Here is a 20,588-nt window from a genome sequence, read left to right as displayed (position 1 = left end):
ATCGCCTCACTGGCCGGCTTGCGCGGTTTGCGCGGGCACGGCGTAGTTGTTGCGTTTGCAGAGCTTGGCCTCGACCTTCTGGGTACCGTTTTCCGGCCCCTGGACTTCCAGGGCCAGCAGGTTCTGGCTGGCCCAGTCCTCGTCTTCACGCATCTGGAAGACGAAGCGGCCATTGGTGTCGGAGGTTTCCGGCTTCTCGATCTTGATGTCCTCGTGGCGCCCGTTGAGGTACCAGAGGGTGGCTTGCAGCACCTTGACCGAAGGGTCTTCGAACTTGATGTCCATCTGCAGGTTGCGGTTGACCAGGTCCTTGATCACGCCGCCCTTGCCGTTGACCATCAGCTCGTTCTTGCCGGGCTTGAGGGTGCTGCTGGCGCTCATCAGTGCCGGGCGCGCGTCACAGCCATCGTCGAGCAGAGCGAGGATCTGCCGCCAGATGGTTTCCTGGTCCAGGCGATACAGCGGCGAGAATTCCCAGATAAGGATCTTCGGTGGATTGTTCTGGAATTCCTCGCTGCCCAGGTACTCGATCATCGAGCCTTCCAGGCCGCCGCCAGGGAAGGCGACGTTGAGCACATCGGCACCGATGTACTGCTCGAGGAAGCCCGAGAAGTTGTAGTTCTTGCCGCTGTGGCTGGTGCCGACCAGGGTGATCTGGGCGTTACCGCTGTCGCCGAACAGATCGTCGCCGCCGCTGGCGCCTTTCGGTTCGGTGGCGAACTGGTCCATGTACTGCACGGCGTAGCTGGTGCCGCACAGCTGCCCGGCAACGTTGTGCAGGGTGCCGGTCTTGCCCATGCGCCCGGACTTGTGGGTCTCGAATTCCTTGCGCGGGATACCTTCGAAGGCCGGCATCTTGTGTACGGTATCGGCCACGATTCTGGCTGCACGTTCGGCGCCGTAAGGCGTCCAGTGCTGGTCACCACGGAAGTAGAAGTCCTTGCCCTGCTCGGCGGCCGCCAACTGTTCGTTGGTCAGCGGCGACAGGTCCGGCACGTTGTAGCCCATGCCGGCGAAGCGCTTGAGCATGGCCTGGTAGTTGCCCAGGGCCTTCTGGTAATCGAAGGCGGCTTTCTCGGCCGGGTTGAGCATGTTGCGGTTCACCAGGCCTCGGGTGGGCTGGTACACCACCACCAGTTCCACGCCCCGCTTCTTGAACGCGTCGTGCACTTGCTGCAGGCGTTTGTAGCCTGCCGGTGTGGTGCTGAACTCGGTACGCAGGTCTTCGCGGGTACGGAACAGCCAGTCGCCCTTGGCCTGTACCAGCGTGGTGAAGTTCTGCTGGTAGCGTGTGGTGTAGCGGCTGGCGTCGTGTGCTTCGGAACACAGCTGGCAGCAAGGCTCGGCAGTGAAGGTCGGCGCCTTGACCTCGTCGGCGCGCACGCCCTGGCTGATGGCCAGGAGGGCGGCGGACAGGCCCAGCAGTTTCATCAAGTGTGGGGTCATGGTCTGGGCTTCCTTAATCGATCATTTCGGTCTGGCGTTCGACCGGGTCGATCAGCACGGCCTTCTGCTGGCGCACCAGCAGGTCGAGGATTTCGTCCTGGCGCTCGCCCAGGATGCCGTTGAGGCTGATGCCGTTGGATTTGCGCGGGGCGAGCATGGAGACTTTGTACAGCTCCACCGACAGCGGCGAATCGATCGAAAGAGGCCCCGAGCCGTTGGCCGCCAGCTCACCGCCGACCACGATCAGCGAGACCTTGGTGTCGAACGGGTCGAGGGCGATGTCACGGTCGGTGTCGGACAGGTCCTTGATGTGCCCGTACACGCCAACCAGGCCATTGGCCATGGCGACGTTCTCGTACAGGCGGATGTTGACGCTGTTGCGCACGCGGATGCCGTGGCGACGGTTGCTGATCAGCTTGTTGCCCCAGATCAGGTTGTCACCGCTTTCGTACAAAGTGATGCCGTCGGTGTGGTTACGGTAAATTTCGTTGTAGGCGATCAGGTTGTTGACGCTGTTACGGTCGATCACCACGCCCGAGAGCTTGTTGTCGTAGCTCTTGTTGTTGATGATCCAGCTGTCGTTGACCTCACGCGAGACGATGATCCCGTGCTTTTTCTTGGTGCCATACACCGTATTGCCGGCGATGATCAGGCGGTGCGAACGGTCGTGCGGGTCGATGCCGTAGACGATGTTGTCGCGGTAGGTGCTGTCCTTGACCACGAAGTCCTGGGTCTCGTAGCAGTAGAACCCGTACCACATGTCACTGAATTCCGAGCCGATGATCCAGCCGGTGGGCTCCGGGCGGCCCATGCGCTTGGCCATGTTCGGGGTGTACTGCGAGATGCTCACACCGTAAGACTTGGACTTGGCATAGCCAAAACTGGCCATCTTGGTGTTGACGATGTACGTCTCGGTGCCGCCCCACGACAGCAGGAACGGGCGGAATTCATTGGGCGAGCGGAAGGTCGCCGGGCCGTTGTCCTTCTCGCGCCAGCCAGTGACCTGGGTGTCGCTGACGAACAGTTTGCCGTCATTGACCAGGAACGCGCCGCCCTCCTGGGACAGGCGCAGTTGCTTGACCTTGCCGTCGATCTCGAGGATGCCCTTGTGCCCGACCACGATCGGCAGGCGCGCCAGGTAAACACCTGGCTCGACTTCGCTGAGGTACTGCTTGGGCACCTTCTTGCTCAGTTCGACCAGGTCGACATGGCCGTCATCGACGAAGATCGCCTGGGGGATGCCGTGCTGGCGTTGTACCCACTCGGCAGCCTTGTTGTCGCCGCCGATGAATTCCTTGAGCGATTCTTCCTGCAGCATGCGGCGCACGCTGACCTTGCCCTTGTGGCTGCGGTCGATCTTTTTCTGCACAGCGGCGGCGGTGTAACCGCTCAGATCGGGCAGCTTGGGCGGGTCCATGTGCAACGGCTCGGTCGGTGCGCTGGACACGGTGTAGGTCTTGGCATGCTGCAGTTCCTTGGCGATCACCGCAGGTTCTGCGGCGACGGCCAGCCCTGAGGCCAGCAGCAGAGCGCTGGCCAGAAGGCTGTGACGTAAGTGCGGGTGAAGGTTCATTGCAGGTCCTCTACCGGCCTTAGAAGCGCCAGATCACGTCGACGAAGGCGCGGTGCATGTAGGAGTCCGCTTCCTTGCCATAGGCATCGCCGGGCTTGAACACACCGGCGCGCAGGCGCACCAGCGCGGACGGCTCGTCGATCGCCTGGCTCATCGAAGCAGGCAGCAGGCCCTGCTTGAAGTACTTGGTGACGACCACGTCCATTTCCTGGCCCAGGTCTTTCTCGCCGTTGACCAGCGGGCGGCTCACGCCGTTGTCGTTGACCGCGGCGTTGATGCCGCTGGAGCCGATGTTCTGCGAACCATCGACACGCCAGAACTTGTGGTAGATGAAGCTGGCGTCGTAGTCCTCGCGCAGTTGCCAGGAGGCGAACAGGGTGGCCGCCTGCAGGTTGCCCAGCTCGCCGCGGAAGGCCTCGCCGAAGCGGTGCACGCGCGAACGGGTACCGGTGAAGTTGGAGCGGTTGCTCTCAAGGCCGGTCTGCTCGAAGTTGCTCGAACCGTCGTCGCCACCACCGCCGCTGCCGCGGGCATAGGCCGCGCCGACCTGCCAGTTCGGGTCCAGGCGCAGGCGGATGCCCAGGTCGGTGGCCCAGGCGTTGACGTCGCCGCTCTGCTTGCCGACGACGACCTGGTCGTCACCGACCAGCTGGCTGTTGAGCTTGTCGCGATCACCGGTCAGCCAGGTCAGGCTGCCCCAGTAGTTGACGGTGTGGTCGTTGCGCCAGTTGTAGGCGTCGCTGTTGGCTTCCAGGCCCAGCCAGGTGAGGTCGCCGGTGCGGGTCTTGTCCAGTGCGTCGATGGTTTCGCCCGGGCTTTTCAGGCTGCCGCTGTCATGGGTGTGGTGGGCCCGCAGGCCGACCCAGTGGCCGGGTGTCCACTGCGTGGCGACGTTACCGTAGACGTGCGTACGGTCTTCGTCTTCCGGGGCCAGCTCGGTCAGGTCGGTGCGGTATTCGCTGAAGCGTTGGGCCACACCCAGGTCAGCCTTGAGCAAGGTGGTGTCGAAGGTCCAGTTCAACGCTTCGATGTTGGTGTCGCGCCACATGCCGTCGTCGCTGCGCAGGCGTTGGCGACCAAGGCGCAGTTGCTCGCCCGGGTAAGCCGTGAGGCCGCTGTAGCCGACCCAGAACTCGCGCATGGCCAGGTAGCTTTTGTCAGGCTGGCGGCTGTCGTCACCGGTGTCGGTGGTGGTGCCGTCATCGTTCTGGCGCAGGGTGTCGGTTTCGATGGTGTCTGTGGCAGCAACGGCCTGGCCCATGGCGAAGGCACTCCAGTTGCCGCGCTCGCCGTACACCCAAGGGCGCAGGTCAAGGCCCAGGCCGTTGACGTCACCGCCGGAGCGGGTGCCCAGGTCGCGATCGTCTTCCGACTGGCCGGTGATCTTCACATCCAGGCCGAAGTTTTTCTGGGCGGTCATGTCGGCCAGGGTCGGGCAGGACCACAGCAGGGCGAAGCTCAGGCCGATGCCGGCTTTCACGAAGGGATTGAGCGTCATAGCGAGTCCTCACCGTCTACTTCTTTTTCGTCGTCTTGCAGGGCCTCAAGGGCCAGGGTGCCGCCTTGGGCCATGCTGCCGCGAGCCTGCTTTTCCTGCGTCAGCAGGCTTTGCGCCTGGCTGCGCTGGTCAGGCGTGAGCTGCTGGTCGAGTTGCTGCAGCAGCTCGGTGGACTGCGGCGTCGGGTTGGCCTGCGAAAGCTGGGCGAATACCCAGGCGTTGCCAGGTTGTGGGCGAATGCCATGGCCTTCGCTGAACAGCTGGGCAAGGGCATAGTCGGCACTGTTCTGGCCGCCGCGGGCTGCGCTGAGCAGGTGATCGACGGCCTTTTGCGGCTCGACGTTGCCCAGGTAGCCACGGCGATACAGCTGGCCAAGGTAGTAGTGGGCGCTGATTTCGCCGGCCTCGGCAGCTGCCTGCAGGTGGTGTTCGGCCTTTTCGGCATCGGCGGGCAAGGTCTTGCCTTCGTAGTACAGGCGGCCCAGCAACAGTTCGGCACGCGGCTGTTCGGCTTCGCGGCCCTTGTCGATGTAGGCCATCAGCTGGTCGGTGTCGCCCAGTTCCGGGAAGTCGTAGACCAGTTGCGCCAGGCTCACCCAGGAAGCCGGATTGGCCGGGGCGACCTGTTCCAGCAGCGCTTTGGCGGTTTTTTCGTCAGTCTGGCCCAGGCTACGGTCGGCCAGTACACGGGCAACGCTGTCGACCCGAGTGGCAGGCACCGCACCGCGGGCATAAGCGGATTTGAGCTGGCCGAGCAGGGCGGCTTGCTGGTCGGCCTGGCCGCGTTTCTGATACACGGTGGCCAGCTCGACATAGCAGATGTCGCTGGTGTTCAGCGCAGCCTTGCAGATCTTCTCGACTTCACCCAGGTGCTGGTCGTAGGTGCCCTGGGTGCGATACAGCAGCACCTGGGCCAGGCCCGCTTCCGGGTTGCCGGCAGCGCGCCACTGGTCGATCTGCTGCTGGGCATTGATGTTGGGGAAACTCTGCGGATAGGTCAGGTAGAGCATCGCCAGCGGGATCAGGGTATTGCCTTGGCCCTGCTTGGCGGCGAGCTTGAGCAGGGCCTGGGCTTCTTCGCGTTCGGCCTGGGTGCTGTCGGGCTTGGCCACCAGCAGGCGGCCGAGGCGTGCCTGGGCGCGTGGCGAGGTTGCCGCCGCAGCGCGATAAGTGGCCTCAGCTTCCTTGAGCTGCGAAGGGTCGCGGGTAGCGACTTTGATATCGGCCAGGCCTACTTGTGCGTCGCTGTAGCCCAAGTCAGCCAGGGCCTTGTAGTTGCGCTCGGCCAGCGCGGTGTCACCGCGCTTGAGGGCTTCGTTGGCCAGGCGCTGGTCAGGCAGGCCCGCACAGCCTGCCAGGGCGATCGCCGCGGCCAGGGCACAGAGGCCCAGGCTTGCGCTTTTCTTGTGGGGAATCATCGTTTGATCCTCTTACAGCCCACGGGCCACGGCTTTGTCGATCAGCCAGTTGAGCGAAGGGCCACGGTCGCTGCTGACCGATGCAGGGCGCCCGGCCAGTTCGGCAGGCAGGCCGCCGTCTGGTTTGATCTGCACGCGGATGTCGGAGGCCAGGTTTTCGCTGTCGAGGCTGGCGCTGCTGACGATCTGGCCGGTGCGCACTTCGGTTTCGCCCGCCACCTGGAAGTTGACGCGGGTACCTGGCTTGACTTCGTCGAACTGGCGGTAGCTGAAGCGTGCCTCGACCATCGGGTTGCTGGTACGCGGGATCAGCTGGAAGATCGGCTGGCCCTTGGCGGCGTACTGGCCATCGTCCACCAGCTGGCGGGCGACTACGCAATCGCAGGGGCTGGTGAGGGTGCCGGAGAGTTGCTTGCCGAACAGTTCCTCGACCTTGGCCGGTTCCAGCTGCGAGTCGTCCAGGTGGCCTTTGAGCATGTCCAGCATGCTGGTGCTGAAGCTTGCCAGCGGCGCGCCCTTGACCACCATGCCGCCAGGCTCGACCAGGCTGTTGACGGTGCCGTCACGCGGCATGGTGATGTTGGTGGTCGGCACCGCGACCACGCCGGCTTCGGCGTGGCTGACGAAGTACATGCCGTACAGCGATTTGGCGACGAAGCCGAAGGCGGCTACACCAACGACGAACACCCCGAGGGTCACGGTCACTGCCTTGAGGCGGCCGAAAGCGGACAGGCCAGAGCCGCCGTCCTTCTGTTTGCGCGCCTTGGTGAAGTTGTCGCGCTGCAGGGTGCTGAGCACGTCGCCGACGCTGATCAGTTCACCCGAAAGGTGGCTGGTGATGATGTGGCGCAGGGTGGCGATGTCGCGGGGTTCGAGGTTCTGGAACTGCGCACCGGTACGGCCATCGCTCGGGTTGCAGGAGCGCACCTGAAACTCGATGTCCATCGACAGGCCCAGGTTGTCGACCACGAACTGCAAGCGCCCGCGCAGTACCTGGCCGACCTGCAGCGGCTGCTTGGCGTAAAAACTCAAGCCGCCAGCGGACAGGTCTTCGACCTTCACCTCATGGGTCTGGCGTTCGCCATCCAGGTAGCGCAGCTTGGCCGGGATGCGCACCCGGGCGTGCTGGCGCTGGGCTTCGGACTCATGCACGACATTGACGTTCACGGCGGTATTCATGGTGGTTTGTTCCTGTTAGTTCCGATCCGGGTTGGGCTCACACGACCATGAACAGCACAGCGACGAAGATGCTGGCAGCCGAGAAGGTCATGGTCCGCGAGGACCAGGTGTTGAACCATTGTTGAAAACTGGCGAGGTCGCGTTTCAGGGCAGTCGGTTGACGGGTCCAGGACTGCTTGTCGAGGCGGAAGAACACGTAGATCTTCATCAGTGCGCCGACGATCTGGTTGTAATAGAGGATCAGCGGATAGGCCGGGCCGACGTTGTGCCCCGAGCACAGCAGCATGATGGTGAGGATCAGGCGGGTGATGCCGATCCACAGCAGGTACACCAGCAGGAAGCCGAGGCCGAACTTGAGGCTGGCGATCACGGCCACGGTCAGGCCCAAGAGGCTGGTCCACATCGACACGCGCTGATCGAACAGCACGATGCTGGTAAACAGTCCCAGACGGCGCATGCCCAAGCCCAGCGCGCGGGAGTTCTGCCGCAGGTTGTTGCCGTACCAGCGGTACATCAGTTTGCGGCTGGCCTTGAGGAAGCTCTTCTCCGGCGGGTGCTCGACCGTGTTGATGGCGGCGTCCGGCACGTAGAAGGTGTCATAGCCAAGGCGCATCAGGCTGAACCAGCTGGACTTGTCGTCCCCGGTGAGGAACTTGAAGCGGCCCAGGCGCCAGTGCATCAGCGAGTCGCTTTCGACGTCGGCGATGAACTCGGGGTTGGTCACGACGCTGGCACGGAACATCGACATGCGCCCGGTCATGGTCAGCACGCGCTTGCTCAGGGCCATCGAGCACATGTTGATGTGGCGCTGGGCGAAGCGCAGCTTGTGCCACTCGCTCATGATGTAGCCACCGCGCACTTCGCAGAACTCGTTGGTGGTCAGGCCACCGACGTTCGGGTACAGCTTGAACCACGGTACGGTCTTGCGAACCACGCCTTCGGCCAGCACGGTGTCGCCGTCGATCACCGCGACAACGGCGTTCTCATCCGGCAGCATCCGCGAGATGGCGCGAAAGCCGTACGCCAGGCCATCACGCTTGCCGGTTCCGGCGATGCGCACGATGTCCAGCTTCACGTGGGCGGGCGGGTTGTATTTGGCCCACAGGCTCTTTACCAGCAGTTCATCGGACATTTCCACCAGCGAACAGACCACGGTGGTGGGGAAGCCGCAATCGATCGCTTCACGGATCACTGAGCTGTACACCTGGGCAGTGGTCAACGCTTCGATGCGAAAGCTGGTGACCATCAGGTACACGTGCGACGGGTCGGCCGCGCTGCCCATCTTCTGCACCTTGCGGCGCAGGTAGGGGTACACGCCGTATAGGAAGATCATGCCGCGAATGAAATGGGTGGCGCCCATGGAGTAGCGCCAGATGCCGACTGCGCCGACCAGGAAGATGAAGTGCTTGGACTGCGAGTCGAAGATTTCGGCCGGCAAGGCCAGGGCGATCAACATGAGCAGGCTCATGTAGAGCAGCCAACCGGCGCACTGCAACAGCACTTTCTGTAGCCTTTGCATGTTCAGCATCCGTCGAGAATTCTGGGAAAAGGGCAGCGCAGGAGGCCTGCGCTGCCGGGCCGCTGGCTTACCAGCAGATGCCTTCGGTACCGCGGGTAGTGCAGGTTGGCTTGCTCATGAAACCGACCAGGTCGATCACTTGCTTGCCAGCCGGTGCCTGTTCGGCAAGGGCGCGGAACTGCTCGTCACGGTTGCCCAGGACGATGATGTCGGCGTTGTCGATGACCTTCTGGAAGTTGGCGTTGAGCAGCGACGAGACGTGCGGGATCTTCGACTCGATGTACTCTTTGTTCGCACCGTGAACACGGGCGTACTCGACGTTCTCGTCGTAGATGTCCAGTTGGTAGCCTTTGCCGATCAGGCGCTCGGCCAACTCCACCAGTGGGCTTTCACGCAGGTCGTCGGTACCGGCCTTGAAGCTCAGGCCCAGCAAGGCGACCTTGCGCTTGTCGTGGGCTTCGATCAGTTCAAAGGCGTTCTGCACCTGCGATTCGTTGCTGCGCATCAGCGAGTCGAGCAGTGGCGCCCGTACGTCGAGGCTGGCGGCACGGTAGGTGAGGGCGCGCACGTCCTTGGGCAGGCACGAGCCGCCGAAGGCGAAGCCAGGGCGCATGTAGTACTGCGACAGGTTCAGCACCTTGTCCTGGCAGACCACGTCCATCACGTCGCGGCCATCGACGCCGACCGCCTTGGCGATGTTGCCGATTTCGTTGGCGAAGGTGACCTTGGTGGCGTGCCAGACGTTGCAGGTGTACTTGATCATCTCGGCGACTTCGATCGGCTTGCGGATGATCGGTGCATCGAGTTCTTCGTACAGGCTTTGCAGGACGTCGCCGCTGGCGCTGTCCAGTTCGCCGATGACAGTCATCGGTGGGTGGTCGTAGTCCTTGATCGCGGTGCTTTCACGCAGGAACTCGGGGTTGACCGCGACGCCGAAGTCGACGCCGGCCTTCTTGCCCGAGCAGTCTTCGAGAATCGGGATGACCACGTTCTTGACCGTGCCTGGCAGCACAGTGCTGCGCACCACGATGGTGTGGCGGCGGGTGGTGTCACGCAGGACGTAGCCGATTTCGCGGCAGACCGACTCGATGTATTCCAGGCCCAGGTCGCCATTTTTCTTGCTTGGGGTACCGACGCAGATCATCGACACGTCGCTGGCGCGGATGGCCTCGGCGAAGTCGGTGGTGCCACGCAGGCGGCCGTTGGCGATGCCCTGCTGCAGCAGTGCTTCCAGGCCAGGTTCGACGATGGGCGACTTGCCCTGGTTGATCAGGTCGATCTTGGTGCTGGACACGTCCACACCAATCACGTCATGGCCTCGCGCCGTCAGGCAGCCTGCACAGACCGCACCCACATAACCCAAACCAAAGATGCTGATACGCATCGCTATCACCTCATGTGTTTATCACGCCAGCTCTTCCGGGAAGAGCCGGACCGGGTTGATTAACAACAGTTTTAGGGCGCACGGATCCCATGGCGAATGCACACTTCACCGAGCGCAGGCATGAATAAATCCGGAGCGCACAACGTTGTGCACTCAAAGTTGGCAGTCAAAGGCCAGTAATTAATAGGCGTGCCCTGAAATGCAGCCGTCTTTATTGCAAAGCGCTACTTGGCGCGTTGCTGTGCTTGTTCTTTCAAGTGGAAAAATCCTTTGAAATCAACCACTAGGACGATTCTTTAGGGGCGCGTCTCTCCTGCTGGGCAGGGCCTACGGGAGTACCCGTGGCATCTGTTAAAAGTTTCGGAGCCGCTATTGGTTCGCGGCTGCTTGTCATCTGTAAGTCATCTCTCACACCGCACAGGCATGAAATTCGTTACGGCACTATGAGCGATGCGTCACAGAAGAAGTTCCTGGGTGGGTTTCGCCTCGATGAAAGATTTCTAAATAATTCTTCAGTGGCGAATACTTTCAAACTGATAGCACGCCTTAGGCGCACCCCTGTATATAAAGGGCGAAATCCGGGTGAGATATTTTTGTGCCAGCACCGAAAAATTTTTTTCAAAATTCGTCAAAAAACTACGAATGGGCTTATGACGGTTTGCGATAACGGCTCGTATGCCGATTTTTTGGCGCTGGTTTGTTGGCATGGTGGCTGCGTGATCCCTGCTTCAGTGTGGTGCGGGTTCACATTCAGAAATATTCAAAGCCATGCGAAAGCTAAGGTTTTTCCGGGGCTGGTCGTTAACACCCTTGGACGCCCCTATTCGGAGCTGTCCATGAACGACGGAGCGTCTTGGGCAGCCTGAGGCCACTGGCCATCAGGGGCGTCTCATCCTTAATCACATGGAAGAGACGAGATCACGCTAATGAAAAAGACATCGCAGATTGTGCTTGCCACCGTATCGCTGCTTGCCGCCGGCCTGGCGCAGGCGGGGCCGCCCGTTGAGGTGACCATCAAAAATCTCGGCGCTCAGCCCGCAGTCATGAAACTGGTGACCTCAAATGAGACCAGTAGCTATCAGATCGCCAACCCTAAACCCTCCAATATGATTCCAGCCTCATCTTCCACCTTCATGCGCGTGCAGCGGTTGGTAAGCCCGGACGTAAATGGTGCGATGGTGCGCTACACCATTGGCAGCAAGACGTGTGCTTTTGGCACCACATTTCAGATGCGTATGTTACCGGGGGGAATCAAGCAGCCCCAGTGGACCAAAACCGCAACGCCAAGTGGCGGGGCAACGTGCACGGCGACTATTACGAGTACATCCGCTGACTTCGCATGGAAAGTTGAATTCACGATGAGGTGAGTGGCGTTTCAGTCTGCTTCTCAACGTCTGCACTTTGCCGGTATGCGCCGGCGAAGTGTAATTGAAGTATTTGTGCGAAAGGTGGGTGCTGCATCAGCAGCAGGAGTTATGTATATGGATGGAGTCAATGGTCGTGGGGTATATAAAAGCCAGGTTGGCACGGCTCTAACTGTCAGGCGTGTAGAGGAATCTGACCTTGTAGACGCGCAGAAAATAGACAGCAAAACGGGGAATGGTGAAGAAAAAATTTCGAGCCTGGCTAAACAGTTGAGCGCTGCTGCCGAGCGTGCGGCGTTGCGTGATAGCCAGCTCTCTCGTAGTGAGCTGGCAGACCTTGCAGCCAGCATTCTTGACCGGTTGGGAGGGCTTTCATATTCCTTGGCGAAAGACTTTTATGATTCACAGCTACCGGATACGGATAATGCCGAGTTGCTGGCGCGTGCGCGCCAAGCCAATGATTTTGCAAGTGGCAAAGGTAGCAACCCATTCAAGGGTTTTAGTCGCGAGCAGCTAAGCCTGATCATTTACGATGAAAGCGGGGCTTTCACGGTGAGTGAGCGGCGTGCTGCAATGTTCGAAAAAACAGACCAGCATAACCAGTGGGCACAATCAATAAGCGGCAAGATGAATGCTGAATATCAGCGAACGGGCCGAATTGATGAAGGGTTGCATGAGATTCTAGACTTTTATAATGCTCTACCGCCCATTGAAGTTGCCGAGTATGGGAACTATGAGGCCGATATCATGATGCAGTTGTCGCAGCATGAAGTGCCGCAGCCGGAGTTTGATACTTCGTTGATCGACATGCTGGCAAAGGAGTGGAAATCGGCACGAAGCGATCAAGCGAAAGCACTCGACTCGCAGAGCGACGCTGCATTTCAGGGTGAGAATGGGGGGGGCAAGGCATGAACCCGATAGTCTGCGTGAACGGTATCGCGCGCATTCTGGGCTGCCAGCCAGTCCTGCAAGATGTCTCTTTGTCCATCCCCTGCGGCCAGACCTGCGCCATCATCGGCCCTTCCGGCTCGGGCAAAAGTACCTTGCTCAACCTGATCGGCCTGCTCGACCAGCCTTGCCGTGGCCAGATAGTGCTGGCTGGCCGGGACATGACCGCCGCCACCGCCGACCAGCGCGCAATCATGCGTAATCGCCTGCTGGGTTTCATCTTCCAGGGCTTCAACCTGCTGCCGCGCCTGACTGCGCTGGACAACGTCGCTTTGCCGTTGAGTTACCGGGGCATCGGGCGGGTAGCGGCACGCCAGGCGGCACAGCAGCAACTGGAGGCGGTCGGGCTAGGTCAGCGGGCGCAGCACCTGCCTGCCGACTTGTCCGGTGGCCAGCGGCAACGGGTCGCCATCGCCCGGGCGCTGGTGACGGAGCCCGCGTTGCTGCTGGCCGATGAGCCGACCGGTAATCTCGATGGCGCCACGGCCGAGGGTATCGCAGCGCTGTTACTGGCACTCAATCGTGAGCGGGGCGTGACCTTGCTGATGGTCACCCACGACCCTGCCATGGCGCGGCACATGGACCGTTGCATCGAGGTGCGCAACGGTGGGGCCTTTGATGCCTGAGGCTTATGGCCCTTCGTGGCCACAGCGCTTGAGCGAGGCGTTGGTCAGCTTGCGTCAGGCAGGCCCCCGCGCCTGGCTGGCGCTGATCGGCATCGCAGTGGGGTGTGCTGCGCTGGTGGCCTTGCTCAATATCGGCCACAGCGCCACGCAGCATGCTCGGCAGCTGTATCGAGGCATGGGCAGTGAACTGCTGGTCGCCAATCTGCAACGCCCCGCTGAAGTTGCAGCACCCGTGGCACTGGACCTGTCAGTACTGCCAGCGTCCATTCGCGCCGCTGCGCCATTGCTGGTTTCTGTGGCCACAGTGCAATTGGCAAGCAAGCGCCATGAGACCCTGGTCGGCGCAAGCACGCTGCAACTGGCGCAAGTGCTGGACCTGCAAGCCAGCCAGGGCCGCTTGTTGTCCGCCTACGACGATGACACCACGCATGTATTGCTGGGGGCCACGCTGGCCCGGCAACTGGGTGCGCGTGTGGGCGATCGTCTGCAGTCGGGCCGCTACCTGTTCGAGGTGGTTGGCGTGCTTGCGCAGCGGGGTTACAACCCGATGCTGCCAATACAGGTCGACGATGTTCTGCTGATGCCCTTGCCGGGTATGCGCCGCCTGGGCGCTGCGCCCGAGGTGGGGACGGTGCTTGCACGCGGGCATGATGTCGCGGTGTTGACGGGCACGGCGCAGGCGCTGACTGACTACCTGGCTGCACGATTGCCAGGTTACGAGGTCGACGTGCAACTGCCACAGCAGCTGCTGGAAGGGATGGCTAACCAGTCACGGATGTTCACGTGGGTGCTCGCCGGGTTCGCCGGTATCGCATTGCTGTTGGGTGGGGTCGGGGTGATGACTGTGATGCTGATGAGCGTAGCGCAGCGCCGTCGCGAGATCGGCGTGCGCTTGGCGCTGGGCGCACGCACCCGCGATATTGCCTGGTTGTTCCTGCTCGAAGCGCTGTTGCTGGCGGTTGGCGGAGCGTTGCTCGGAACACTGGTGGGGCTAGCGGCGAGCTGGGGCTTTGCCCTGGTGTCAGGCTGGCGCTATGCGCTGGATGCGTCATCGATAGCGCTGGGCATGGGCAGCGCGTTGGCGCTCGGCCTTTTCTTCGGCTTGCAACCGGCACTGGCTGCGGCGCACCTGCAACCTGTATTGGCGTTGCGCGATGACTAGATGGCTCGTTTTTCTGTGCTCGGCGCTGCTGGGCGGTGCCGTACTGGCTGCTGACCCGCTGCAGCTGCCGCGTTCGGACCACGGCTTTGCGGTGTCGGCCACTGCCTGGGCGGCCAGCGGGGGCGCCGAGGTATCGCTGGAGCTGGCCGATGCCGTTGCCTTGGCCCTGCGCGACAACCGCGCCGTCCGCAGTGCTTATCTTGAGCGCATCGCGCAGAAATTCGACCTGCGCGTGGCGCGTGATCACTATGCCCCGCAGCTGTCATTCAAGGCACGCTACCTTGGCAATCGCAACAGTGATGACCACTACCGCGAAGTCCAGCTCGCTCCGGCGGCGAGCCTGCTCACGCCCTACGGCACAAGGCTGAGCCTGGACTGGGCGTACGGCCAGACACGCGCCGACAGGGCTGGCGTACATTACCGTGATGGCGCCAACCTGATGGTGATTCAGCCGCTGCTGCGCGGTGCCGGGCGCGAGGTGGCCAGTGCACCGCTACGCCAGGCGCTGCTGGCCGAGCAACTAAACCGGCTGGTGCTCAAAGACCGCGTGGCTGAAGTGATCACGCGTACCATCCTGCACTATCGCGAACTGCTTCACGCCCAGGAGCAGTTGCACATTGCCCAGCAGGCGCTGGCCCGGGCGCAGCAGTTGGTAGAGGTGAACCAGGCGCTGATCGCTGCCGGGCGCATGGCCGCATTCGACAAGGTTCAGGCCGAAGCCGAGGTGGCTGGGCAGGAGTTGGCGCTCGAAAGCAGCCGTAATCAGCTCCACGCAAGCCGGCTGGCGTTGGCCCAAGTGTTGGCAGTGGACCTGGCCACCCCTTTGCGAGCAGTGGAAAAGGTCCACGTCCAGCGCTTGCAGGTCGATACTGCGCAGGCTCTGACCCAAGCCGAAGCGCTGCAGCCTGCGTATCTGATGCAGGTGATCACGGGTGAGCAGGCGTTGATTGAGCTGCAGGTGGCACGCAATGAGCAATGGTGGGACGTGTCGCTGGTCGGCGGGGCCAGCCAGACGCGCCAGCGCCCTGGCAACCAGGCCGGCTGGGAGCACTATGTAGGGCTGGAGCTGGAAATACCGCTTGGAGACCTGAGCCGGCGTCAGGCCGAGGTACGTGCCCGCGTGGCGGTCGAAAGGCAGCAGGTCAGCCTGGCCGAGGCGCGCCAGCAACTCCAGCGCGATGTGTTGACTGCAGTGCGCGATTCCCAGGTGCGTTGGCGCCAGCTGGAAATTGCCGCACGGGCGCTGGCGCTATCGCGGCGCAAGCTGGAGATAGAACAGGAAAAACTTGCCGTCGGACGCTCGAGCAATTTCCAGGTGCTCAGCTTCGAGAGCGATTTGCGCCATGCGCAGAGCGTCGAACTGGATGCCAGAGTTGCCTACCTCAATGGCCAGGCTGAACTCGACCGGACACTGGGTACCACGCTGGAAAGCTGGGCTGTGGCGCTCAATGATTAGATGGCGGTTGCTGTTGTGGCTGCTGGCGTGGCCGGCAGCGTGGCTCCTGTGGCAAGCCTGGCCTGCTAGCCAGGGGCAGGATGTCGCGGCGCGCTGGTTGTGGGTTGAGCCGCAGCGGCTGGAAAGCCGGGTGGGCCTGGTCGGCAGAGTGCAGGCGGTCCACCAGCAGATCCAGGCTGCGCCATTCGACGGTGTGGTCGCCGAAGTGGAGGTGGAGCCAGGGCAGCGGGTGGCTCCAGGCCAGCCACTGTTCAGGCTCGATACCGCACAACTGGATGTACAGATACGCCAGGCCGAGGCCGAGTGGCTCAAGGCGCGGACTAGCGTGCGCCTGCTGCAGGGTTGGCAAACCGGGCCGCAGGTGGCCCGTGCGCGCCGCGCGATGTTCGGCGCCCGGGGGGCTTTGGCAGCCAGCGAGGCCGCGCTGGCAGACACACGACGCCTGTTCGAGCGGGGGATCGTCGCCCGCATCGAGGTCGACAGCCTGGCGCAGCAGGTAGTCGCTCAGCGCGAGGCACTGCAAGATGCCGAACAGGAGCTGAGCCTGGTGCGCGAACGCGGGCGAGGCGATGAGCTGCGCATTGCACAGATGGCGCTGGCTAATACCCACGCCCGCTGGCAGGCGATGCTGGCCCAGCGTGAGCGCAGGGTGGTCAGGGCGCCTTTTGCGGCCTTGGTGGTGCGTGCCGACAACGCTGGGGGCGGTGCCTCACGGCACCTGCAAGCGGGCCAGCAGGTGAGCCAGGGTGCGCCATTGCTGACGCTGGTCGACCTGAGCCAGCTGCAGGTGCTTGCCGCAGTCCAGGAGCATGATCTGGACAGGCTGCGCGAAGGGCTGGAGGTCGAGGTCATCATCGCCGGTCAGCCACTTGCCGGCCAGGTGCAACGCGTTGCCCTTCAGGCCAGGAACGATGAAGGGCAGGGGGCCTGGTACGACGTACGGGTGGCCTTGGAGATGCCGAGGGAGCCGTCGACACCGTTGTTGCGCCTTGGGATGACGGCGCAGTTGACAGTGATCGCGCACAGAACGGAGCAGGGCATTGCGGTACCGGCAGAGGCGCTGCAGGTGGATGAGGCGGGGCAGGCTTACGTGGTCTACCGGGCTACGGGCGATCGACAGGGGCGCAAGGTACCGGTCACGGCAGGTGTCGCGGTAGCGCAGGGGGTCGAGGTGGTGGGGCTGTCGGCGGGTTATGTACGAATTCCGTAAGGGGCCGCTGTGCGGCCCGGTCGGTTGTCACAGATCCAGGGACCAGGGCTTGGCGGTGGTGCAGGCACTCACTCGGCCGGATGATCGCGCAAGAACACCAGGTGATCAGGCTTGGACTGTTCGGCGCTGTAGTAGTAGCCCTGTACATCGAACTGCTTGAGCTGCTGCGGGTCATTGACCCGTTCCTGGATCACGAAGCGGCTCATCATGCCGCGGGCTTTCTTGGCGTAGAAACTGATGATCTTGTACTGGCCGTTCTTCAGGTCCTTGAAGTCGACGTTGATTACCCGGCCTTTCAGGGCGCTGCGTTTCACCGCGCTGAAATACTCGTTGCTGGCCAGGTTCAACAGCAGGTCATCGCCCTGCTCGGTCAGCGCCTGGTTCAGCCATTGGCTGATACGCGTGCCCCAGAAGGCATACAGGTCCTTGCCACGGGCATTGGCCAGCTTGGTACCCATTTCCAGGCGGTAGGGCTGCATCAGGTCGAGCGGGCGCAGCAGGCCGTACAGGCCCGAAAGCATGCGCAGGTGCTGCTGGGCGTAGGTGAAGTCGTCTTCGCTCAGGGTTTCGGCGTCCAGCCCGGTATACACGTCACCCTTGAAGGCCAGCAGGGCCTGCTTGGCATTTGCCGGCGTGAAGTCTGGCGTCCAGCTGCCAAAGCGGGCGGCGTTGAGGCCGGCGAGTTTGTCCGACAGGTGCATCAGCTCGCTGATCTGCGCCGGTGACAGCTCACGCAGTTGCACGATCAGCTCCTGGGAGTCGTCCAGGTACTGGGGCAGGGTAAAACGCTCGGTCACCGGTGGGGTGTCGTAATCGAGGGTCTTGGCGGGGGAAATCACCGTCAGCATTGGGTCGGCTCCTGGAATCGTTGCCGGGGATTCTACGGACTGAAGGGGGGAACGCCAAACTATGGCGACAATAGTCACAGACCATCGGATGAGCAGGCGCTATAGTGCGCGTTTCGCTGTGACGGAGAGACCGATCGTGCGCATTGCCGGTGTCTTGCTGGCCTCACTCCTGAGCCTGGCCGCCCAAGCCGCCCCTATCCCCCCCGCCAGCCTGGACCGCAGCCTGTGGCCCGAACAGTTGGACAGTCCTGCGTTGTTCGATGTCGCCTCGCGCGCAGAGATCCTGTCGTTTGCCCAGGTACTGCACGAAAGTGAGCTGCTCGACGATGGGGCGCTGGCTGCGCGCCTGGGCTTGCGGCAGATCAACCTGCAGAAGGTCCGGGCGCTGCGGGCGCGCATGTGGCAGCGTTTGTGGCAGGGCTACCAGTAGGCCCAGCGCAGCTGCGAGCAGGATGCCTCGTTCTGCTACGTGGTGGAGTCCATGGCCGATTTGCGCACAAGGGCTGCGACGTTCGCTACCGATGTCGGCACCTTCTATACCGGCTGGGTCGAACCAAGCCACCAGTTCCATGTGCGCTACCTGGATGAGCAACTGCGCAAGGCGGCGCTGTTGCCGCAGATCACCAGCGAGGTCGAACGCCTGTCCAATCGTGAGCGCAGCGGCGATGAGCTGAATGACCGCATGTTCTTGCTGACCTTCGTGGGCGGCCCCGGCCCCCAGGGCAGCACGACCGACACGCTGACCGCTTACCTGCGCAAACAGAAGATGCAGGGCACCTTCTTTGTACTGGGCAACCGCTTGCAGCAGCGCCGTGACGCTGGAGCGGCCGGTGCGCTGGGGCAGCTCTATGATGGCCAGTGCGTGGGGCTTCAGGGGTGGGAGTATCGCTCGCATGCGCAGTGGAATGGCTGGCAGGATTCGCTCAGGCGCAGCCAGGCGCGGATCCAGGCCGACCTGCCTGAGCAGTATGTGCCGTTGTTCCGCCCGCCCTATGGCCAGCGCCGGGCCGATGGCGAGGCATTCATGGCCAGCCAGCAGCTGCGGGTGTCGCTGTGGGATATCGACGCACAGGATGACGGCCCGTTGACAGCCCAAGCCTCGGCCCAGCGGGTGGTGACCTTGATGCTGCTGTGGCGCAAGGGCGTGATCCAGTTCCATGACAGCCTGCCCAAGGCGCAGCCGGCGGTGCAATGGTTGCTGGAACATACCGCGCAAAGCGGCATTGGCTGGGAGGATTGCCGTGAATACGGCTATCAGGAATAACGGGTCTGACTTCTGACTGTAGTCCCGTCTGGGTCCATCGCCAAGTCCTGTTCGTCAATCGGAAAAATAAACTTCACCAACACGTAAAAATGCTTTTTTTAGTCATGCTTTTTGCGGTATGAAGAAACCAGACAGCCGATTCCTGCAGCACAGGTGGCGTCATCCGAGCCCACCTTGCCAGGTTCACTTCCCGCCCGTAGCAACGCGGATACGGGGAGAACGGCAGTCACTCTGCGGCGCAGCAGACCGCGCCGTGTGGCTTCGACATAAGGTGACCGAGTATGGATGACCAAGGACGCAACCCTTCCTCCAGCAAGCCAATCCTCTATGTGCTCGATACCAACGTCCTGATTCACGACCCCAACGCACTTCTCAACTTCGAGGAGCACCACGTCGCCCTTCCGATGACGGTGCTGGAGGAACTCGACAAGCTCAAGACCGGTAAACAGTCCATCGCCGCCGAATGTCGCCAGGCCATCCGCCTGATCGACCAGACCCTCGGTGACGCCTCGCCCAGCGATGTCGAGCAGGGCGTACCCATACAGCGTGGCAAGAGTGGGCCCAAGGGCTTCCTTTCGATCCTGATGAGCCCTCGCAACGAACCCAATCGGCTGCTGCCGGAGAACCTCAACGACAACATCATCATCAACCAGTTGCTGGAACTTCGGGCCAAACGTGCCGACCTGGACGTGGTGCTGGTAACCAAAGACATCAACATGCGCCTTAAGGCGCGGGCCTGCGGTATCGCGGCCGAAGATTACAGCACCGACCAGCTGGTCGATGACGTCTCGCTGCTTTCCAAGGGCTACCACTCGGTCACCGGTTCGTTCTGGGACCGTGTCAGCAAGGTCGATACCCGTCAGGAGCGGGGCCGAACCTGGCACCGGGTGCAACTGATCGACAACCTGCCGGCAGTGCATGTCAACGAGTTCATCATCGATGAGCAAGGGTTCGTCGGCTGGATCAAGGGCATCCGCGAAGATGAACTGCTGCTGCTCGACCTGCACCAGGAGCCACTGCTGCACCAGGAGGCCTGGGGCCTCAAACCGCGGGATATCCATCAAAGCCTGGCGCTGTTCGCGTTGCTCGACCCGGATATTCACCTGGTCAACCTGACCGGCGCCGCCGGCTCCGGCAAGACTATCCTGGCGCTGGCAGCGGCTATCGAGCAGACCATGGTCAGCAAGCGTTACCGCCGTATCATCGCTACCCGCAGCGTGCAGGGGCTGGACCAGGAAATCGGTTTCCTGCCGGGGACCGAAGCCGAGAAAATGGAACCTTGGCTGGGTGCGATCACCGACAACCTCGAAGCGTTGCACATGGATGACGAGAGCACCCACGGCAGTGTCGAGTACATCCTCGAGCGGGTCCCGCTGCAGTTCAAATCGCTGAACTACATCCGGGGCCGCAGCTTCCAGCAGAGCCTGATCCTGATCGACGAGTGCCAGAACCTGACGCCGCACCAGATGAAAACCATCATCACCCGTGCCGGCTCCGGTTCCAAGGTGGTCTGCCTGGGCAACCTGGCGCAGATCGACACCCCCTACCTGTCCGCGACCAGTTCGGGCCTGACCTACCTGACCGAACGCTTCAAGGACTTCCCTCACGGCGTGCACATCACCTTGCAAGGTGTACCGCGCTCGGTGCTGGCCGAGTACGCCGAGTCGCACCTGTAACCTCTCGAACCGGGCGG

At 62.3% G+C, this 20,588-nt stretch carries 16 protein-coding genes and 1 pseudogene; 9 read left to right on the top strand and 8 right to left on the bottom strand.

Going from position 1 to position 20,588, the window contains the following annotated elements; translation table 11 throughout:
- Positions 1–6 precede the first annotated feature (6 nt).
- From ACEWE8_RS10260 to ACEWE8_RS10230, 7 genes are all read right to left on the bottom strand, one after another.
- The gene (locus ACEWE8_RS10260; protein ID WP_395589302.1) at positions 7–1,446 is read right to left on the bottom strand and encodes an alginate O-acetyltransferase; all 1,440 of its coding nucleotides are present in this window, start codon (positions 1,444–1,446) and stop codon (positions 7–9) included.
- A gap of 13 nt (positions 1,447–1,459) precedes the next feature.
- Positions 1,460–3,019: a mannuronan 5-epimerase AlgG gene (gene algG, locus ACEWE8_RS10255; RefSeq protein WP_046784815.1), complete on the bottom strand. Its 1,560-nt coding sequence runs from the start codon at positions 3,017–3,019 to the stop codon at positions 1,460–1,462.
- Between the two features lie 19 nt (positions 3,020–3,038).
- Positions 3,039–4,517: an alginate export family protein gene (locus ACEWE8_RS10250; RefSeq protein ID WP_046784816.1), complete on the bottom strand. Its 1,479-nt coding sequence runs from the start codon at positions 4,515–4,517 to the stop codon at positions 3,039–3,041.
- Positions 4,514–5,935, bottom strand: coding sequence for an alginate biosynthesis TPR repeat lipoprotein AlgK (gene algK, locus ACEWE8_RS10245; RefSeq protein ID WP_046784817.1), 1,422 nt, complete (start codon positions 5,933–5,935; stop codon positions 4,514–4,516). Before algK ends, ACEWE8_RS10250 begins: the two co-directional genes overlap by 4 nt.
- A 12-nt stretch (positions 5,936–5,947) precedes the next feature.
- Positions 5,948–7,114, bottom strand: a complete 1,167-nt coding sequence (locus ACEWE8_RS10240) for a PilZ domain-containing protein (protein ID WP_046784818.1) — start codon at positions 7,112–7,114, stop codon at positions 5,948–5,950.
- Between the two features lie 37 nt (positions 7,115–7,151).
- Positions 7,152–8,633, bottom strand: a complete 1,482-nt coding sequence (alg8, locus tag ACEWE8_RS10235; RefSeq protein ID WP_196997517.1) for a mannuronan synthase — start codon at positions 8,631–8,633, stop codon at positions 7,152–7,154.
- Between the two features lie 67 nt (positions 8,634–8,700).
- Positions 8,701–10,017: a nucleotide sugar dehydrogenase gene (locus ACEWE8_RS10230; RefSeq protein WP_012312817.1), complete on the bottom strand. Its 1,317-nt coding sequence runs from the start codon at positions 10,015–10,017 to the stop codon at positions 8,701–8,703.
- Between the two features lie 341 nt (positions 10,018–10,358).
- On the opposite strand from ACEWE8_RS10230, the gene ACEWE8_RS10225 reads away from it, so the two are divergent.
- From ACEWE8_RS10225 to ACEWE8_RS10195, 7 genes are all read left to right on the top strand, one after another.
- Positions 10,359–10,883, top strand: a complete 525-nt coding sequence (locus tag ACEWE8_RS10225) for a hypothetical protein (RefSeq protein WP_125923861.1) — start codon at positions 10,359–10,361, stop codon at positions 10,881–10,883.
- 60 nt (positions 10,884–10,943) lie between these two features.
- Positions 10,944–11,384, top strand: coding sequence for a hypothetical protein (locus tag ACEWE8_RS10220; protein ID WP_046784820.1), 441 nt, complete (start codon positions 10,944–10,946; stop codon positions 11,382–11,384).
- A 114-nt stretch (positions 11,385–11,498) separates the two neighbouring features.
- Positions 11,499–12,293, top strand: a complete 795-nt coding sequence (locus ACEWE8_RS10215) for a hypothetical protein (protein ID WP_052750401.1) — start codon at positions 11,499–11,501, stop codon at positions 12,291–12,293.
- Positions 12,290–12,955, top strand: coding sequence for an ABC transporter ATP-binding protein (locus ACEWE8_RS10210; protein ID WP_046784821.1), 666 nt, complete (start codon positions 12,290–12,292; stop codon positions 12,953–12,955). The genes ACEWE8_RS10215 and ACEWE8_RS10210 overlap by 4 nt, the downstream gene beginning before the upstream one ends.
- The gene (locus ACEWE8_RS10205; protein ID WP_046784822.1) at positions 12,948–14,117 is read left to right on the top strand and encodes an ABC transporter permease; all 1,170 of its coding nucleotides are present in this window, start codon (positions 12,948–12,950) and stop codon (positions 14,115–14,117) included. The genes ACEWE8_RS10210 and ACEWE8_RS10205 overlap by 8 nt, the downstream gene beginning before the upstream one ends.
- On the top strand, positions 14,110–15,573 hold the full coding sequence (locus ACEWE8_RS10200; protein WP_046784823.1) for a TolC family protein: 1,464 nt from the start codon (positions 14,110–14,112) through the stop codon (positions 15,571–15,573). The genes ACEWE8_RS10205 and ACEWE8_RS10200 overlap by 8 nt, the downstream gene beginning before the upstream one ends.
- Positions 15,566–16,783, top strand: a complete 1,218-nt coding sequence (locus tag ACEWE8_RS10195; RefSeq protein ID WP_046784824.1) for an efflux RND transporter periplasmic adaptor subunit — start codon at positions 15,566–15,568, stop codon at positions 16,781–16,783. Before ACEWE8_RS10200 ends, ACEWE8_RS10195 begins: the two co-directional genes overlap by 8 nt.
- A 68-nt stretch (positions 16,784–16,851) precedes the next feature.
- Here ACEWE8_RS10195 and yaaA read toward each other — a convergent pair whose 3' ends face one another.
- Positions 16,852–17,631, bottom strand: coding sequence for a peroxide stress protein YaaA (gene yaaA, locus ACEWE8_RS10190; RefSeq protein WP_012312824.1), 780 nt, complete (start codon positions 17,629–17,631; stop codon positions 16,852–16,854).
- Between the two features lie 136 nt (positions 17,632–17,767).
- Here yaaA and ACEWE8_RS10185 point away from each other — a divergent pair.
- Positions 17,768–18,895 (top strand): annotated as a pseudogene (locus ACEWE8_RS10185) (polysaccharide deacetylase family protein).
- Positions 18,896–19,176: 281 nt separating this feature from the next.
- On the top strand, positions 19,177–20,571 hold the full coding sequence (locus ACEWE8_RS10180) for a PhoH family protein (RefSeq protein WP_046784825.1): 1,395 nt from the start codon (positions 19,177–19,179) through the stop codon (positions 20,569–20,571).
- Positions 20,572–20,588: the final 17 nt, after the last annotated feature.

The sequence above is a fragment of the Pseudomonas sp. TR47 genome, assembly GCF_044143025.1.
Lineage (GTDB): Bacteria > Pseudomonadota > Gammaproteobacteria > Pseudomonadales > Pseudomonadaceae > Aquipseudomonas > Aquipseudomonas putida_E.
This window is presented reverse-complemented; position numbering and strand designations above follow the sequence as displayed.

Coding starts and splice junctions, on each gene's coding strand:
- ACEWE8_RS10260 (WP_395589302.1), bottom strand. CDS start 1,446: ATGACCCCACACTTGATGAAACTGCTGGGCCTGTCCGCCGCCCTCCTG.
- algK (WP_046784817.1), bottom strand. CDS start 5,935: ATGATTCCCCACAAGAAAAGCGCAAGCCTGGGCCTCTGTGCCCTGGCC.
- ACEWE8_RS10210 (WP_046784821.1), top strand. CDS start 12,290: ATGAACCCGATAGTCTGCGTGAACGGTATCGCGCGCATTCTGGGCTGC.
- ACEWE8_RS10205 (WP_046784822.1), top strand. CDS start 12,948: ATGCCTGAGGCTTATGGCCCTTCGTGGCCACAGCGCTTGAGCGAGGCG.
- ACEWE8_RS10250 (WP_046784816.1), bottom strand. CDS start 4,517: ATGACGCTCAATCCCTTCGTGAAAGCCGGCATCGGCCTGAGCTTCGCC.
- ACEWE8_RS10180 (WP_046784825.1), top strand. CDS start 19,177: ATGGATGACCAAGGACGCAACCCTTCCTCCAGCAAGCCAATCCTCTAT.
- ACEWE8_RS10200 (WP_046784823.1), top strand. CDS start 14,110: ATGACTAGATGGCTCGTTTTTCTGTGCTCGGCGCTGCTGGGCGGTGCC.
- alg8 (WP_196997517.1), bottom strand. CDS start 8,633: ATGCAAAGGCTACAGAAAGTGCTGTTGCAGTGCGCCGGTTGGCTGCTC.
- ACEWE8_RS10230 (WP_012312817.1), bottom strand. CDS start 10,017: ATGCGTATCAGCATCTTTGGTTTGGGTTATGTGGGTGCGGTCTGTGCA.
- ACEWE8_RS10220 (WP_046784820.1), top strand. CDS start 10,944: ATGAAAAAGACATCGCAGATTGTGCTTGCCACCGTATCGCTGCTTGCC.
- ACEWE8_RS10240 (WP_046784818.1), bottom strand. CDS start 7,114: ATGAATACCGCCGTGAACGTCAATGTCGTGCATGAGTCCGAAGCCCAG.
- ACEWE8_RS10195 (WP_046784824.1), top strand. CDS start 15,566: ATGATTAGATGGCGGTTGCTGTTGTGGCTGCTGGCGTGGCCGGCAGCG.
- algG (WP_046784815.1), bottom strand. CDS start 3,019: ATGAACCTTCACCCGCACTTACGTCACAGCCTTCTGGCCAGCGCTCTG.
- yaaA (WP_012312824.1), bottom strand. CDS start 17,631: ATGCTGACGGTGATTTCCCCCGCCAAGACCCTCGATTACGACACCCCA.
- ACEWE8_RS10215 (WP_052750401.1), top strand. CDS start 11,499: ATGGATGGAGTCAATGGTCGTGGGGTATATAAAAGCCAGGTTGGCACG.